Below are 15,967 nucleotides of genomic sequence, written 5' to 3'. Positions count from 1 at the left end.
ATGAACTGATTAAGAGGCGATTCATCTCACTATCAAGTCTAACTAAGCGTTTCCATCAGCGGATGAAGTCGATCAACGGCGATATTTATTCACTCAAAAAATCCAATGAAATCTAACAGCCGAACCGCGCACAAGGGCGAGCCGAAGCCATAAGACAAGTGCTCTTCTTGGCTTATTGCGGAAGGCCAGCCCAAAGCGGGAGGCGGCTGCTTCACGATGAACTGATCAAGAGGCGATTCATCTCACTATCAAGTCTAACTAGGCGTTTCCATCAGCGGATGAAGTCGATCAACGGCGATATTTATTCACTCAAAAAATCCAATGAAATCTAACAGCCGAACCGCGCACAAGGGCGAGCCGAAGCCATAAGACAAGTGCTCTTCTTGGCTTATTACGGAAGGCCAGCCCAAAGCGGTAGGCGACTGCTTGAAGATGAAACAACCAATGGACAATATACCTCGCTCACCCGTCTCACTAGCACTGTATTCAGGTTAGCTTACAATAAAATCCCCCTCCAGCAATCAGCTGAAGGGGGATATGCTTTATTATTCTGCAGAATCGGTCTCTGCTTGCTGGGCGTTAAAATAGATGGAAGCAAACACTTTTACCGTCGTATTCATCGCATCTTCATTGAAGTCGAAATTTTCGTGATGGTGCGGATAAACGAGCGTTTCATCTGCCATTTTCGCGCCGACGAAAAAGAATGCGCCTGGTCTCGCTTGTGTATAATAGGAAAAATCCTCCACCGGCATAACGGGGGCAATATCGATGACATTGTCCTCACCAACAACAGGCCGTGCAGAAGTGCGGACGATTTCTGCCGCTTCCGGGTGGTTCCACAGCGAATCGTAGCCGGTCTCGACAATCACTTCTGCACGAGCGCCCATGGCAGCAGCGACGTTTTCAGCGACTGAGCGAACGCGTTCGCTGGCGAGCTTGCGCAGTTCAGGGTCGAACACGCGGATGGTGCCTTCCATGACGGCTTTGCTCGGGATGACATTATCCGCATCACCAGCATGGAATTTGCCAATCGACACGACGAGTTCTTTCAACGGGTCAGCGTTGCGGCTGACGACCGATTGCAAGGCGACCATGATATGGCTCGCAGCAAGAATCGGATCGATGCCTGTATGCGGTTCAGCGCCATGGGTTCCGGAGCCATAGACATTGATTTTAATAGCGTCTTCTGAGGCCTGCAAATAGCCGTCGCGAAGATAAACTTTGCCGGACTCCATCTTGCTTTGGAGATGCGCACCGAATACCAAATCCACCCCATCGAGGCAACCGTCTTCAATCATCGCGCGTGCCCCGCCCGGAGACAGTTCTTCACCGAATTGGTGGATCAGCACAATCGTCCCGGGCAGTTCGTCTTTTATCGCCATCATCGCTTTTGCAAATCCCAAGAGACCAGCAGTATGGCCATCGTGTCCACAAGCATGCATGACGCCTGGGACCATCGATTTGTAAGGTACATCTTTTTGGTCATCAATCGGCAACGCATCAAAATCTGCACGAAAAGCGATCGTCTTGCCAGGTTTGCCGCCACGGATGGTCCCAACGACGCCCCGTCCGCCAACGCCTCGACGCACTTCAACACCCATTTCCTCTAAACGTTCCGCAATGTAGGCAGGCGTTTCGACTTCCTGGTGGGATAGTTCGGGGTGCATATGCAGATGGCGGCGAATATCCACCATGTCCTGTTGCAAGGAATCGATCAATGTGTCGGTTTGATTTAGTAAATTCATTTTCGGCAAACTCCTTTATACTACAAAAATTTTAAATTACACTGACGCCATTATACGCCGTATTTTAGCAAGCTTCAAAATTATTGCGCTATTTATAAAACTTTTATAGTATAATCATACACGACTACTTATAAATGGGGGGCTTCATTATGAAAATTATACAAGCACGATTGCATGCAGTGCGTTTTCCTTTGCATGAACCATTCATTATCTCCTATGCGACCTATCCGGATATGCCGTCTTTGATTCTTGAACTGGAGACGGATAACGGTTTGGTCGGATACGGAGAGGCTGTACCGGATGAGCATGTAACAGGCGAGTATTTTACAGCAAGCTACGAAGTGCTGAAGGAATTATTCCTGCCAGCTGTCATCGGCATGAACCCGTTCGATATTGAAGCGATCCATTATAAGATGAACGGTATTTTGGCAGGCAATCCGGCAGCGAAAGCCGCAGTCGACATCGCTTGCTATGACTTGATGGGCAAAGCTTCGGGGCAGCCGGTCTATAATTTGCTGGGCGGGCAGTCGAAAGAGCATCTGTCCTATCCGCGCGTCTTAAGCATCGAGTCGCCTGAAGTCATGGCGGAAAAAGCGCAACAGGCCGTTGAAGCGGGTTATGGTTCGCTGAAATTGAAAGTTGGGGCAGGCAATGCACAACTCGATGTGGATCGTATCTTGGCGGTGCGTGAGAAAGTCGGCCCAGATATGCCGATTCGTGTCGATGTCAATCAAGGATGGAAATCGGTCGGAACGGCGGTTGCTGCGATTCGTCAACTGGAAACGGCAGGCATCAGCTGGATTGAACAGCCGATCCGGATGGGGGATATTCGGGGCTTGGCTGAAGTGCGAAAGAAAACAGCAGTGCCGATCATGGCGGATGAGACAGTGCAGTCGATGGAAGATTTGCTTGAAATTATTCGTCTCGATGCAGCGGATGTCATTAACATCAAATTAATGAAATGTGGCGGCATTTTCCACGCGGTGCAAATGGCGAAAACAGCAGAAGCGGCGGGCATGCTTTGCCAAATCGGCTCGATGGTGGAATCGTCAGTCGCTTCAAGTGCTGGCTATCATGCCGCAATGTCACGAGTGAATATTGAAAGTACGGAATTGACGGGACCGCTGTTGTATAGCGAAGAAATTGGCGATTTAAGGTATGAGCACCCATATGTACTGTTAAGTGGAAAGCCTGGACTGGGCATTGAAATCGACTTGGTTCAATTAGAAAAATTGACAGTTAAATCGTGTGCAGTGGGAGGCAATGCCGAATGACAGAAAAACCACAGAAGTTAAAGAAGAGCGGATCCAAAGTTCCGCATACATATGCTATTTTGTTTTTGATCATGATTGCGGCGATGGTGGCGTCGTATTTGATTCCAGCGGGGCAATATGAGCGGGAAGAAGTGGAGAACCGAACGGTCGTTGTCGATAATTCCTATACCCAAGTAGAGCAAAGCCCGGTTGGATTCTTCGACTTATTTAAAGCGATACCGACGGGAATGTCAGAAGCGTCGAATATCATTTTTTATATTTTCCTAGTGGGTGGTGCATTCGGTATCATCCGTGCAACAGGCGCAATCGAATCGGGCATCGCCAAAGTGGTCGATAAGCTCGAGAGGCAAGAAAAGTTTCTGATTCCAATTGTGATGGTCCTATTTTCCATTTTGGGCGCAACGATCGGCATGGCCGAGGAAGTCATCATTTTTGTGCCCATCGGCATTGCGGTAGCACGCGCGATCGGTTTTGATGCCATGACCGGTACGGCGATGGTTTCACTCGGGGCAGCATCCGGTTTTATCGGCGGGATGCTCAATCCCTTTACGGTAGGGGTTGCACAAGGCATTGCTGAACTGCAAGTATTCTCAGGCATCGGATTTCGCTTTGGCGCCTATATTTTCTTCCTTACTTTTGCGATTTGGTATGTGATGCGCTATGCGGCGAAAGTGAAAAAAGACCCGACGCAAAGCGTGATTTACGAAATCGAGAAACGCGCGAAGAAATCGTCGACTAAAGACCAGGCAGAGCTATTGGGTGCCTTCAACTGGCGCCATGGAATGGTCTTTCTCTTCCTTGCGATTGGCCTTGGTATCAATGTCTACGGAGTCTTCGAATGGGGCTGGTACTTGACTGAACTTGCCGCTTCTTTTATCATCATTGGCTTTGCAGCGGGATTGGTCGGGAACCTTGGCATCAACCGCATGTTCGATGCGTTCATCGATGGCATGAAACTAGTCGTCTTCGGTGCCTTGATCGTCGGGTTTGCCCGGGCGATTTTGGTCATCATGGAACAAGGAGTCATCATGGATACGATGATCAACGGTTTATCCAGTGTCATCAGTGGTTTGCCAAATGCTTTGACTGTCATCGGCATGTTTTTCACGCAAGTCGTCATCAATTTCTTCATCCCGTCCGGCAGTGGGCAAGCGGCGACTACAATGCCGATTATGACGCCGCTTTCGGATTTGTTGGCCATTGAGCGCCAAGTCGCAGTATTGGCGTATCAATACGGCGATGGCATCACGAACTCCATCATTCCGACTTCTGCCGCATTGATGGGCTATCTGGCCGTTGCCGGCATTCCGTATGACAAATGGGTAAAGTTCGTTTGGAAACTCATCGTGGGCTGGCTCGTCATCGCACTTGTCGCACTCGTCGTCGCCGTCACAATCGGCGTTTCGTAAAGAAAAAAATCCCCAGTGCCAAATGCACTGGGGATTTTCAGGCTGTCGAGAAAGTTAAGAAGCCGTATTTTCCGAAGCTTATCGCTCGCTTTCCGTGGACTCGCGCCCAAGCCTCCTCAGCCGCTGTGCGCCTTGCGGGGTCTCGGTCGTCTCGCTGATCCACCGGAGTCGAGCGAATGCTTCTCCAAATACTTAGCTAGGTCATTGATTGTTGGATATAGAAAAAGGTTCTCTCTTTCCTAATTGATAGCGAACTATGGAATTTTTCAGCACTCTGAAAATCCCCAGTGCAAAATGCACTGGGGATTTTTATTGTTTAAATGGTATCCGTGTCTTGAATTAAATTTAAAAAGCGTTGCGTGCGTTCTTCCTGCGGATGGTTGAATACAGCATCCGGTGTGCCGCGTTCGACAATGCGTCCGCTGTCCATGAACAGCACTTCATCAGCGGCTCCTTTGGCAAAACGCATTTCGTGCGTGACAACGACCATCGTCATGCCCTCTTGCGCCAAATCTTTCATGACTTGAAGCACCTCTCCGACAAGCTCCGGGTCGAGAGCTGAAGTCGGCTCATCAAATAGCATCACTTTCGGTTCGAGTGCGAGCGCACGGGCGATGCCGACGCGTTGTTGCTGACCGCCTGATAACTGGTGTGGGTACGAATCGGCTTTGTCCGACAGACCAACTTTCTCGAGCAATGCCAATGCTTTCTTTTTTGCTTCCGCTTTGTCCTTTTTCTGAACAGTGAGCGGGCCTTCCAAAATATTATCCAGTGCGGTCATGTGCGGAAATAGATTGTAATGCTGGAAGACCATCGCGGATTGCTTGCGGAAGGCCATGATTTGTTTTTTCGACATCGGCTTTGAAAAGTCAGCGACAAGGCCGCCGATTTCTACGGTTCCATCACTTGGCTTCTCCAAAATATTAAGGCAGCGAAGAAACGTAGTTTTTCCGGAGCCGGAAGGGCCGATGACAACAATCGTTTGCCCTTTTTCGACATCGAGGTCGATGCCTTTCAGCACTTCCAGCTCGCCGAAGCTTTTATGCAAATTTTTTATTGAAATCATAATAAACTCCTATCTGTAGATCAATGTGGATTTAACGGGAAACATAGCGATCAAAACGATTTTCCAAACGGCCTTGAACGAGCGACAGCAAGAAACAAATAATCCAGTAGATCAAGGCTGCCTGCCCGTAAAGCAGCAGGAATTCATAATTGGTCGCGGCGATTTGCTGGGCAACGCGGAACATTTCCGTTACCAAGATCAATGCAGCAAGGGAAGTATCCTTGACGAGGCTGATGAACGTATTGGATAGTGGCGGCACCGAGACACGTGAAGCTTGAGGCAAAATCACGCGGCGCAAGGTTTGGGAATAAGACATGCCGATCGTATCGGCTGCTTCCCATTGGCCTTTCGGGATCGATAGGATTGCTGCACGGATGACCTCAGAGGCATAGGCGCCGACATTCAAGGAGAATCCGATAACGGCAGCCGGGAAGGGATCAATCGTGACACCAACCGTCGGCAAGCCGTAAAACAGGATAAATAATTGAACGAGCAGTGGCGTGCCACGGATGATCGAGACGTAGACGCGCGCAATCCATTGAAAAATCCGGACGGTGGAAATGCGGGCAAGTGCAGTGACGACCGCCAGGAACAGCCCGAGGATAAAAGAAATGACCGAAAGCGGCAACGTAAATTGCACAGCCGCTTCGATCAATGGCAGGAAGGAGGACTGGGCGATGTCGCCGAGCCGCTCCAACCGTTCAGGGTTTGAGAAAATACTATTCAAGTACATTTTCGCCGAACCACTTATTGGAGATTTCTTCGTACGTACCGTCTTCGATCATTTCAGCAAGCGCCTCATTTGCTGCTTCGACGAATGTTTCGTTGCCTTTTCTGAACAATAACGCACTTTGCGCCGCATCGTCAGATTTATCGACGACTTTGATGCCTGCATCCGGGCGTTGGTTCTGGAAGTCTAAGACCGTCAAGTTATCATTGATCGTCGAATCGACACGGCCCGATACCAATAACTCGATTGCCTGGTTAAAACCTTCGACACTTTCAAGCTCCGCGCCGTAGGAAGTAGCTGTTTCCGCGTAATTACTAGTCAGTGACTGTGCAGAGAGCTTGCCTTCCAAATCATCAAAGCTTTGGATTTCTTCATTGCCTTCAGCTACAACGAGAACGGCAGTAGAAGTGATGTACGGATCTGAGAAATCGTAGCTTTCCTGACGTTCTTCATTGATGCCTACTTGGTTGGCGACCATATCAAAACGCTCAGCATCGAGACCCGCGAACATCGCATCCCATTGCGTTTCAAGGAATTCCGCTTCGACACCGAGACGGTCCGCGACTTCACGGGCAATTTCCACGTCAAAGCCTGTCAATTCTCCGCTGTCGTCATGGAATGTGAAAGGAGGGTATGTTCCTTCAGTCCCGATGACCAAAGTTCCTTCTTCTTGGATTTCGGCGAGCAAGTCCGTTTCGCCTTCTGTGTTGTTTGAATCTGTGTTGTCTGCGCTGTCGGAAGATCCGCAAGCTGCTAGAAATAATGCAGCTGCGCTGATCGGCAGAAATGCCCATTGTTTCTTCATCGGTGGTTCCCCATTTCATTAAATTTTTGCCTTCATGGCGTTGTTGTTCTATTTAAACATAATAAACCTTACCTGTATAGTAGGTTTAATCGGAAGAGGAAAATACGTAAAAGCCATTGTTTTTTTAAAGAGAACAATTTATAATGGCTCTAACGTAAAGCTTGATATGAAAGCATTTTGAAAGAATAAAATGTGTTTATACAGCGGACAAATGTTTTAGGGAAAAGGAGTGTATGAAAAATGAAACGAATCATGGTGACTGGAGCTTTAGGGCAAATCGGCTCGGAATTAGTGGGCAAATTGCGTAAGGAATATGGTGCAGAAAACGTATTGGCGACAGATATCCGACCATCTGAAAATCAGGACGGACCTTTCGAAATTTTGGACGTGACAGATGCGGAACGGATGTTAACTTTGGCACGGGATTTCAATGCCGACACAATGATCCATATGGCAGCGCTATTGTCTGCGACTGCAGAAGAAAAGCCGCTACTGGCATGGAATTTGAATATGGGCGGATTAGTAAATGCCCTTGAAGCGGCCCGTGAACTCGGTATGCAATTTTTCACGCCAAGTTCGATTGGTGCATTCGGACCTTCAACGCCCAAAAATGACACTCCGCAAGACACGCTTCAGCGTCCGACCACAATGTACGGTGTCAATAAAGTAGCAGGAGAATTGCTGTGTGATTATTACTTCACGAAATTCGGCGTCGATACCCGCGGCCTTCGCTTCCCCGGCTTGATCTCCAATGTTGCGCTTCCAGGTGGCGGAACGACGGATTATGCCGTAGATATTTATTACAAAGCGATTGAAAATGGCAGCTACACTTCCTATATCGCGCAAGGCACCCGCATGGACATGATGTATATGCCGGATGCGCTGCAGGCGATTGTCGATTTGATGGAAGCCGATGCGGATAAGCTAGTGCATCGCAATGCGTTCAATGTGACGGCGATGAGCTTTGAACCGGAAGAGATTGCCGCTTCGATCCGCAAGCATCTCCCGGATTTCAAGATGAACTACGATGTCGACCCGGCGCGCCAGGCAATCGCTGCCAGCTGGCCGGATAACATCGACGCCAGTGCGGCAAAAGACGAATGGAACTTCACAACCTCGTATGACTTAGATGCCATGACAGCAGACATGCTGGAAAAACTAAAGCAAAAATTTCAACAAGCATAATAAAAAGGCGCTTTCCGAATTCCGGAAAGCGCCTTTTTATTGTTTGATTAAAATAATAAGTGTGCGACACCGACAATGATCGGCAAGGCAATAACTGTGCGCAAGAGGAAAACGACGATCAAATCGAAAATATTGACCGGAATTTTCGAGCCGAGCAGCAAGCCACCGACTTCAGACATGTAAATCAATTGCGTAACCGACATAGTTGCAACGACAAAACGCGTCATTTCGGATTCAATGCCTGCACCAAGTATCGCTGGCAAGAACATATCGGCGAAACCAACGACCATTAATTGTGCAGCTTCTGCAGCTTCAGGAACACCGAGTAGATTCAAATACGGTTCAAACGGTGCTCCGAGAATAGCGAAAGTCGAGGTGTATTCCGCAAGAATCAAGGCAATTGTACCGAACGCCATAACGACTGGCGCAACGCCAATCCACATATCGAGCACGTTTTTCATGCCATCTTTAAAGAACTCGGCGACAGAGCGGTTGCGATCCGCTTTTTCAAGTGCTTTACCAAGTCCGTGAGAGGCAAGACCTTGACCGTTCGGCACGTCTTCAGAAAGCGATTCCTGCGGGGAGCCGTCTATAAACTCTGTCTTTTTCTGTGCGAGCGGATAGATGCGCGGCATGATCAGTGCTAAAATCACGCCGGCGAGAATGACTGTGCCGTAATACGGAAGGAAATAAGAGCCAAGCCCAATTTCTTCAATGACGACAATGGCGAAAGTAATTGAGACGACAGAGAAAGTCGTTCCGATAATCGCCGCTTCACGCTGCGTGTACTTATTGTCTTCGTATTGCTTACTCGTGAGCAGGACACCGATCGTACCATCGCCCACCCAAGAAGCCAGTGCGTCGATAGAAGATCGGCCAGGCAGGCGGAACAATGGGCGCATGATTTTAACCATCATCGTACCGAAAAATTCCAGCAAGCCGAAGTTCATGAGAAGCGGTAAGAACAAGCCCGCGAATAGGAAAATCGTGAACAAGAAGGATAGTAAGCCGCTTCCTGATAATAGCAAGCCGCCGGTATTCTCGTTCCAAACTGGCTCTGGGCCGACTTGGAATAACACCATAAATGCAAAGACAGCGGCGATAACACGCGTCAATGTCCAGAACAAGTTGACGTTGAACAATTTCTCGAAAAATGGAACGGAATCAGAAGTGTTCTCTTTCTTGGCGATAAAAGCCAAAGAGCCAACTGCGGCGACTACCAAGATGGCGAGAACGATCCAAGGAACGAACGATTCGATTGCTCCGGCCATAAGACTTGCGAGCACTGCGATTGTGACTTTCCATCCGTCCTCTGTCGGAATCGGAATGAGGAACAATAGGATTCCCAATAAAGACGGAATCAGGAATAATAACCATGTAGAAGCTGAAAACTTTTTCAAAATAGTATTCCCCTTTTCATTTTATTGTATGAATAAACGCAAAGTATACTAATTATACAACACTTTCCGCTTTGGAACCGCTGTCATTAGTAATGTTTATATTATCTGAAAACAAGCGAAAATAATAGTATTTTTAGAAAGAAAATCTTATTGCTGAATATGGATAATATTGGAGTGGTGTTTGCGCTACAGGCTTTTGAATATAGTGAGCCATAAAAGCGGGGTGGAATCCAGACCATATGACTCGCATTAAGTGAGGGGAATTGTCGCATCCAGGCTTTGGAAAATGAAAAAAACCTCCTGTCCTGCACATCGAAATGATATGCAGGACAGGAGGATGTTCAAGGTTTATTCGAAATCTTGATCCCAGCGATAAGTATAGAAGCGTTCCATCGTTAACCAGTTTTCGGTTTCAGTATCGCCATTTTGCAGTTTATGCTCCATTTCCTCGAGCATCCATGCAGTTTGCGAGATATGGGCTTTCATCGAGTTCATCTTGTGTTCACGAACAGGTTTGATGTCGTAGACAACGTCAGGCTCCCCGAGCACATCGAGCGTATTGTTGGCGAAGGCTACGCAATGGAGTTTTGGACGATCTTCCATGCGGCGCACGGCACGAACGACAGCACGCGCCGTTGCCTCATGGTCTGGATGTACGGCGAAGTCCGGATAGAAGGTGATAATCAAAGAAGGATTGGTTTCTTCAATCAATTCTTCCATCATGCGCACCATTTTCTCGTCATCTTCGAATTCAATAGTCTTGTCGCGTAGGCCCATCATGCGCAGGTCCGTCAATCCCATCGCTTCCGCTGAGGCGAGCAGTTCTTTCTTGCGGATCGCTGGCAAGGATTCACGTGTTGCAAATGGCGGGTTGCCAAGATTGCGGCCCATTTCGCCAAGCGTTAAGCAGGCGTATGTCACCGGTGTTCCTTGTTGGATATGGGTCGTGATCGTTCCCGACACTCCGAACGCTTCGTCGTCGGGGTGAGGGAAGATGACCAGTACATGTCGTTCTTTCGGGATGGTCATTATATTTCCTCCTTAATAGCTGAACGGTGTTTCGCTGAGTTGCAGCGCCACCGCCAATTTTCCGGTTCCGTCATGGCCGGCGAGCAGCAAGCGGCCTTCTTCATCGAGTTCAAAATGAGTAATGCCTTGTGCGTAAACCCAACCTTGCGGAAGTTTTAGCCCGACACGGTGTGGGCTGTCGCCGACGACTTTGCCAAGTTCAAAATTGATGACAACATTGCGGATGAACGCGCCGGCATTGAAAAAGCCTTCATTGAAATGGCTGGCATAGCTGCCATTTGTCGTTTCCAAGTGAAGGTAGACATCCTTGCCTACGAACGAATCGATCGCCGCTTGGAGTTGGTTGACTTCTACTAGTTCCATGGTGTTCCTCCTAATTAAATCGGTATTCTAATAGTATAAGGAACTCTGCAGCCGAATGCGATTAGTACGCTTGCAACAGAAAAAATGGATGATAAAATTAAAAAAAGAGAGAATTTTCCAAAAGGGGTGAAAGGTTTGAAGTTTTTAACTAATTTCTGTATCGCCATTACTGGGATCATCCTGGCGGGCAGTTTGCCGATTCTCATCAGGGGGTGGGTAGAAGGCGAATGGAGATGGCGATTGTATGTGGAATCGATACGCGAGACATTGGAAGGGCTTTGGCCCATCGGAGAAATTGCGTTTCTCAATTACCGAGCGGGGCAAGAGATGCCGCTATTCCCGAATATTTTCGCCTATATTGTGTATTCACTCGAAATTCTATTTTTGGCTTTGCTGGTAGCCATTATAACCTCATTAACTTTCACAATAGTTACTATGTTACTGTCTGACAATATACGGGAACGGGTAAAAATGAGGCTTTATTTTTTGGAATCGGTCCCGGATTTATTGATTATTATGCTGGCGCAGCTCAGTGTTATTTTTTTCTTTAAAGAAACCGGCGTGTTGATTTCAAAAATTGCTGTGGCCGGGGACGATCGCATTTACTGGCTGCCTGTATTGTGTCTGGCAGTTTTGCCGACCATCCAACTTTATCGCTTATCCATGCTGACATTTCAAGAGGAAGAGCGCCAGATGTATGTAGAACTCGCCCACGCACTAGGATTTTCCAAAGTCTACATCGTGCTCATCCATATGTTTCGCAATGCCATCATTAGCGTATTTTTTCAGTCCAAGAGAACGATGTGGTTCATGCTGTCGAACTTGTTTGTACTCGAGTTGATGTTTAATCTTCCAGGAATCATGCTATTTCTCAGAGGAAATATGCACCCACTCGGTTTTCTGGTGACCATTTTCAGCTTTTTCTTGCCGATGTTCATCTTATATAGCTTTGGGGAATGGTTTTTCGTATCACGCCGGCAGAACAAGGCGGTGGCATAAATGTGGCGCCAACCGTACTTTATTTTTGGATTCTTTATTTTGAGTTTTTTCCTCGCTGGCAGTTTTGTGTACGAATGGGTATGGGGCGATGTCCCGGCACAAACTCATTACCTAATGGAAGATGGCCGTGCAGTGGAAGCGGCCCCCATATCCCCCAACTGGCAGCATCCGCTGGGAACTGACCAATATGGCTATGACTTACTGGGGAAATTGATGCTCGGGGCGAAATACACCATCTTGGCTGCACTAGCAGTAGCGGCGGTCCGGATGGCAATTGCGGTGCCGATCGGATACTTATTCGGAACTTATTTCGATAAACAACGCAAATGGATGTCCAGTTTTGCCGACTCGATGCATTATATTCCACTGACCTTGTTCGCGGCTTATGTGTTAACGCCGTTGTTGTGGATGCCGGAAAATGGATTTTCGAGCACACTTTCGGAGCGGATTTCGGTACAGGTGATCATAATGGCGCTGTTAACCGTTCCAATCGTCTCGGTTTTGGTTGCCAATGAAGCTGCTTTGCTTCGGGATAAGGAGTATATCCTTGCTGCGAAAACCCTTGGCGCGGGACGTTTTCGGATTATCCGAAAGCATCTCTATCCGCAAATGCGCGAGAAAATCGCTGTCTTGTATGGCCAGCAAGTTATGGAGACCTTTATCATCCTGGCACATCTTGGACTGCTGGATTTGTTTTTGGGCGGAACAAAAGTCAGCTACGACCCCATGTTTGGGGATCCCCCGATGTCAATTTCTTATGAGTGGGCGGGACTGTTCGGTTCAAGCTTCCGCTACTTGCAAAGCGCTCCTTGGCTGCCACTTGCCCCTGTAATATGCATCGGGCTCGCAATTTTTTCAGTGTCGCTGATGATGGAAGGCTATTTACGGTCGAAAAATCCTAAAATCAAGAAAGTCCGCCGACAACCGCAAGAAGATCCGGTAGTCGAGTGGAACCGAGAGCAGCTGCGTGAGAAAATGGTGCGCTTAAAAAATGAAAACCAGCCTAAATGAGGCTGCCGAACCAAGGAGTTTCCAGAAGACAAATAAATGATTTCAAGCGTATAACGGCATAACGAAAAGGAGGGCGCATTTGCGCCCTCCTTTTCTACTTGTGAAATTATAGTTCGACTACGTCGACTTCTGCTTTGTGGAATTTATTCGCAGCACCGTGCATAACAGGGCCAACGTATTCGTTCAGCTTCCAGCCGTGTGCAATCGCTGTGGATACAAAAATCTTAGCGTTGTAGACCGCGTCTTTGACCGATTGACCATTTGCAAGGTTCGCCGTGATCGCCGCAGCGAAAGTACAGCCTGCGCCGTGGTTATAAGTCGTGTCGGTTTTCTCGGCTGTTAAGAGGTAATGTTTTTCTCCGTCGTATAGAAGGTCGGCCGCTTTTTCGTGTTTCAATTGCTTACCGCCTTTGATGACGACAAATTTCGTTCCGTGAGAATGAATCTTTTCTGCCGCTTTTTGCAAGTCTTCCACTGTGTGAAGCGCGCCGAGTCCAGATAATTGGCCAGCTTCGACCAAGTTCGGCGTGACAACTTTTGCGTGCGGCAACAAGTATTTGACCATTGCATCGACGTTTTCTGGGAATAGCACTTCGTTTTCGCCTTTGCATGCCATGACCGGATCGATGACGACATCGGTAATGCCGGATGCTTCGATCGCCTTGCCAGCCATCTCGATAATGTCGACGGTCGGCAGCATGCCAGTTTTCAATGAGTCGATGCCAGTCGAGAAAGCTGTTTTCAATTGGGCATCAAGTGTATCGAGCGCGATCGGATGAATGCCGTGGCTCCAATGGTTGTCCGGGTCCATAGTGACAATGACTGTAAGTGCGTTCATGCCATATGTGCCGTGTTCTTGGAACGTCTTCAAGTCGGCCTGGATGCCAGCGCCGCCGGAAGTATCCGATCCTGCAATGGTGAGTGTCTTTTTGAGTGTCATAAGTCAATCTCCTTTAAGCTATTTAGTCATTGAGCTAATTTTATAGAAATTCCTTGCGATTTACAACGGTTTGGGCCTGTGAGGCCAAGCCACTGCGAGCACTGTCGCAATGGAAGCGAGAGAAAACAACAAGGTAAAGCCCCCGATGACCCAATGGCCGCTAGTGAATAGGCCGATTGCCATCACCAATGTTAAAATGGCTGCTGTCACGATCAAGCCGATCAAGCAGCCCATGCCGGCGCGTTTTGCGCTTTCGGGTGCACTATCGCCTTTCGTTTTGGAAATATCGGAAACTTTTTGCCGCCAATCCGCCATATGTGTTCAGCCCCTTTTTCCCATCGTAACACGCAACAGTGGCGAACTGAAGCGCTTGCACCAGAGTGAACTTAAGAAAAAATGGCATGGAAAATAAAAGCCGTTTATTGGAGGAATGAATATCATGACTAAACAAATTTTCAGCAATGACTGGCAGGAAATCTTAGGAGAAGAATTTGGCAAGAGCTATTACCAGGAATTAAGGGAATTCCTCAAAGAAGAATATGCCGAGGAAATGGTTTATCCAGTGAAAGAAGATATTTGGAACGCTTTTGAACATACAGCGTACCGGGATGTCAAAGCCGTTATTCTCGGGCAAGACCCTTATCATGGCGCGAATCAAGCGCATGGCTTGAGCTTTTCTGTCCAACCAGGTATCGCCCATCCACCGAGCCTGCGCAATATCTTCAAAGAGCTGGAGAGTGATATCGGCTGTCCTAAGCCGGTGGATGGAACCTTAACGAAATGGGCTGATCAAGGCGTCTTGATGCTGAACACGGTTCTGACGGTTAGGCAAGGTCAAGCGCATTCGCATCAGAAGAAAGGGTGGGAATCATTCACGGACGAAGTGATCCGGAAACTGTCGGCACGTGAAGAACCCGTCATATTTATTTTATGGGGCAAGCCGGCACAGATGAAAAAACGCCTGATCGATACCGAACGCCATGCCATTATTGAAGCACCACACCCGAGCCCGCTCAGTGCGCATCGCGGCTTTTTCGGCAGCAAGCCATTCTCAAAAGTGAACAAGCTGTTACAATCGCGTGGAGAGGCACCGATCGACTTCTGCCTGGACTGACGAATCCGGCAGGCGCGTGTTAAACTGAATGGGACTAACAGCGAGAGGGGCCATGATTCATGGGCATCGAAACGACACGTATTTTAGATGAAATCGATAAGCACACGGCCCGTGCACGGCAAGGCGAACCTGAAAAAATTCGGGAATCGCTGGCTGCGATCCGGGCTTTATGCGACCTGCTTCTTGAAGACGGTATGCAAGCACCTAAAAAACCTCGTGCTATGCCGCTTGCTTCAACGGAAACGGTGAACCGGCCGCAGACTGTTCCTACGGCTGAAAGAATGCAAGAAGAAGGAGCGAACGGCGATTCGCTGTTTGAATTTTAAATGGAAAGAGGACGAAACCAATGAAATTTTTCTTGATAGCAGGAGCGGTCAATGGGTTGCTTGCCGTCGCTTTCGGGGCATTCGGGGCACATTTGCTCGAAGGCCGCGTAGCGGATAAATACTTGGATACATGGCAGACCGCCGTGCAATACCAAATGTTCCACTCGATCGGATTGATCGCCGTCGCCATATTGATGAGTTCCGCGCTCATCGGGCCGCTCAGCTCACTCAGTTGGGCAGGGTACTTGATGCTTGCGGGAATCGTGATTTTCTCAGGCAGCTTGTATGTTCTAAGTTTAACGGGCATCAGTGTACTTGGGGCGATCACGCCAATCGGAGGCGTCGCATTCATCGCAGGATGGGTCATGTTGATGGTTGCCGCAGCAAAAGCTTTATAATGAGTGACAAGAAACAGCCTGCACAGCGTGTGCAGGCTGTTTTTTTATGTGTCTGACGAAACATTGCCATTGATCAGAAGAATGGAAATATTACTGGATTACGTTAAGTTTCTGTAAATATGTTGTATCTCTATTGCAGGTAGACATACAATGAATGAGGGTTTATCAACGGA

The 15,967-nt window shown here is 48.2% G+C and carries 17 protein-coding genes; 8 read left to right on the top strand and 9 right to left on the bottom strand.

Going from position 1 to position 15,967, the window contains the following annotated elements:
• Window positions 1-545: 545 nt before the first annotated feature.
• Window positions 546-1,745, bottom strand: a complete 1,200-nt coding sequence (locus BBI11_RS13310) for a M20 metallopeptidase family protein (RefSeq protein WP_068464350.1) — start codon at window positions 1,743-1,745, stop codon at window positions 546-548.
• A 149-nt stretch (window positions 1,746-1,894) separates the two neighbouring features.
• Here BBI11_RS13310 and BBI11_RS13305 point away from each other — a divergent pair, with 149 nt between their 5' ends.
• On the top strand, window positions 1,895-3,019 hold the full coding sequence (locus BBI11_RS13305) for a mandelate racemase/muconate lactonizing enzyme family protein (RefSeq protein WP_068464346.1): 1,125 nt from the start codon (window positions 1,895-1,897) through the stop codon (window positions 3,017-3,019).
• Window positions 3,016-4,428 carry a YfcC family protein gene (locus BBI11_RS13300; protein ID WP_068464344.1) on the top strand — a complete coding sequence of 471 codons (1,413 nt, stop codon included), beginning with the start codon at window positions 3,016-3,018 and terminating at the stop codon, window positions 4,426-4,428. The genes BBI11_RS13305 and BBI11_RS13300 overlap by 4 nt, the downstream gene beginning before the upstream one ends.
• Before the next feature lie 316 nt (window positions 4,429-4,744).
• Here BBI11_RS13300 and BBI11_RS13295 read toward each other — a convergent pair whose 3' ends face one another.
• From BBI11_RS13295 to BBI11_RS13285, 3 genes are read right to left on the bottom strand one after another with little or no spacing between them, the layout of a single operon-like run.
• The gene (locus tag BBI11_RS13295; protein ID WP_068464340.1) at window positions 4,745-5,494 is read right to left on the bottom strand and encodes an amino acid ABC transporter ATP-binding protein; all 750 of its coding nucleotides are present in this window, start codon (window positions 5,492-5,494) and stop codon (window positions 4,745-4,747) included.
• 31 nt (window positions 5,495-5,525) lie between these two features.
• Window positions 5,526-6,227, bottom strand: a complete 702-nt coding sequence (locus BBI11_RS13290; RefSeq protein WP_068464337.1) for an amino acid ABC transporter permease — start codon at window positions 6,225-6,227, stop codon at window positions 5,526-5,528.
• Window positions 6,214-7,029 carry an amino acid ABC transporter substrate-binding protein gene (locus BBI11_RS13285; RefSeq protein WP_068464334.1) on the bottom strand — a complete coding sequence of 272 codons (816 nt, stop codon included), beginning with the start codon at window positions 7,027-7,029 and terminating at the stop codon, window positions 6,214-6,216. Before BBI11_RS13285 ends, BBI11_RS13290 begins: the two co-directional genes overlap by 14 nt.
• 240 nt (window positions 7,030-7,269) lie before the next feature.
• On the opposite strand from BBI11_RS13285, the gene BBI11_RS13280 reads away from it, so the two are divergent.
• On the top strand, window positions 7,270-8,214 hold the full coding sequence (locus tag BBI11_RS13280) for an L-threonine 3-dehydrogenase (RefSeq protein ID WP_068464330.1): 945 nt from the start codon (window positions 7,270-7,272) through the stop codon (window positions 8,212-8,214).
• 47 nt (window positions 8,215-8,261) lie between these two features.
• Here the strand turns inward: BBI11_RS13280 and BBI11_RS13275 are convergent, their stop codons facing one another.
• The 3 genes from BBI11_RS13275 to BBI11_RS13265 form a co-directional block, all read right to left on the bottom strand.
• Window positions 8,262-9,614 carry a YjiH family protein gene (locus BBI11_RS13275; protein WP_068464326.1) on the bottom strand — a complete coding sequence of 451 codons (1,353 nt, stop codon included), beginning with the start codon at window positions 9,612-9,614 and terminating at the stop codon, window positions 8,262-8,264.
• A gap of 348 nt (window positions 9,615-9,962) precedes the next feature.
• Window positions 9,963-10,643 (bottom strand): bacillithiol biosynthesis deacetylase BshB2, encoded by a 681-nt coding sequence (bshB2, locus tag BBI11_RS13270; RefSeq protein ID WP_068464323.1) that lies wholly within the window; start codon window positions 10,641-10,643, stop codon window positions 9,963-9,965.
• A gap of 12 nt (window positions 10,644-10,655) precedes the next feature.
• Window positions 10,656-11,006 (bottom strand): YojF family protein, encoded by a 351-nt coding sequence (locus BBI11_RS13265; protein ID WP_068464320.1) that lies wholly within the window; start codon window positions 11,004-11,006, stop codon window positions 10,656-10,658.
• Window positions 11,007-11,090: 84 nt separating this feature from the next.
• Between BBI11_RS13265 and BBI11_RS13260 the strand changes: the two genes are divergently transcribed.
• Together BBI11_RS13260 and BBI11_RS13255 are read left to right on the top strand one after the other, a co-directional pair.
• Window positions 11,091-12,005, top strand: coding sequence for an ABC transporter permease subunit (locus BBI11_RS13260; protein WP_237150275.1), 915 nt, complete (start codon window positions 11,091-11,093; stop codon window positions 12,003-12,005).
• Window positions 12,006-13,016, top strand: coding sequence for an ABC transporter permease (locus BBI11_RS13255; protein ID WP_068464316.1), 1,011 nt, complete (start codon window positions 12,006-12,008; stop codon window positions 13,014-13,016).
• Between the two features lie 106 nt (window positions 13,017-13,122).
• Here BBI11_RS13255 and thiD read toward each other — a convergent pair whose 3' ends face one another.
• Both thiD and BBI11_RS13245 read right to left on the bottom strand, forming a co-directional pair.
• Entirely contained in the window at window positions 13,123-13,956 is an 834-nt protein-coding gene (gene thiD, locus BBI11_RS13250; protein WP_068464313.1) for a bifunctional hydroxymethylpyrimidine kinase/phosphomethylpyrimidine kinase, read from the bottom strand.
• A 60-nt stretch (window positions 13,957-14,016) separates the two neighbouring features.
• Window positions 14,017-14,271, bottom strand: a complete 255-nt coding sequence (locus BBI11_RS13245) for a hypothetical protein (protein ID WP_068464310.1) — start codon at window positions 14,269-14,271, stop codon at window positions 14,017-14,019.
• Between the two features lie 124 nt (window positions 14,272-14,395).
• Between BBI11_RS13245 and BBI11_RS13240 the strand changes: the two genes are divergently transcribed.
• From BBI11_RS13240 to BBI11_RS13230, 3 genes are read left to right on the top strand one after another with little or no spacing between them, the layout of a single operon-like run.
• Window positions 14,396-15,070 (top strand): uracil-DNA glycosylase, encoded by a 675-nt coding sequence (locus BBI11_RS13240; RefSeq protein WP_068464309.1) that lies wholly within the window; start codon window positions 14,396-14,398, stop codon window positions 15,068-15,070.
• 59 nt (window positions 15,071-15,129) lie between these two features.
• Window positions 15,130-15,396 carry a YwdI family protein gene (locus BBI11_RS13235; protein WP_068464306.1) on the top strand — a complete coding sequence of 89 codons (267 nt, stop codon included), beginning with the start codon at window positions 15,130-15,132 and terminating at the stop codon, window positions 15,394-15,396.
• Window positions 15,397-15,416: 20 nt separating this feature from the next.
• Window positions 15,417-15,794: a DUF423 domain-containing protein gene (locus BBI11_RS13230; protein ID WP_068464303.1), complete on the top strand. Its 378-nt coding sequence runs from the start codon at window positions 15,417-15,419 to the stop codon at window positions 15,792-15,794.
• Window positions 15,795-15,967 lie beyond the last annotated feature (173 nt).

Origin of the sequence: Planococcus maritimus (assembly GCF_001687625.2) — a bacterium.
Lineage (GTDB): Bacteria > Bacillota > Bacilli > Bacillales_A > Planococcaceae > Planococcus > Planococcus maritimus.
The sequence above is the reverse complement of the archived record's forward strand: the minus strand, read 5'-3'. Positions and strand labels throughout refer to the sequence as shown.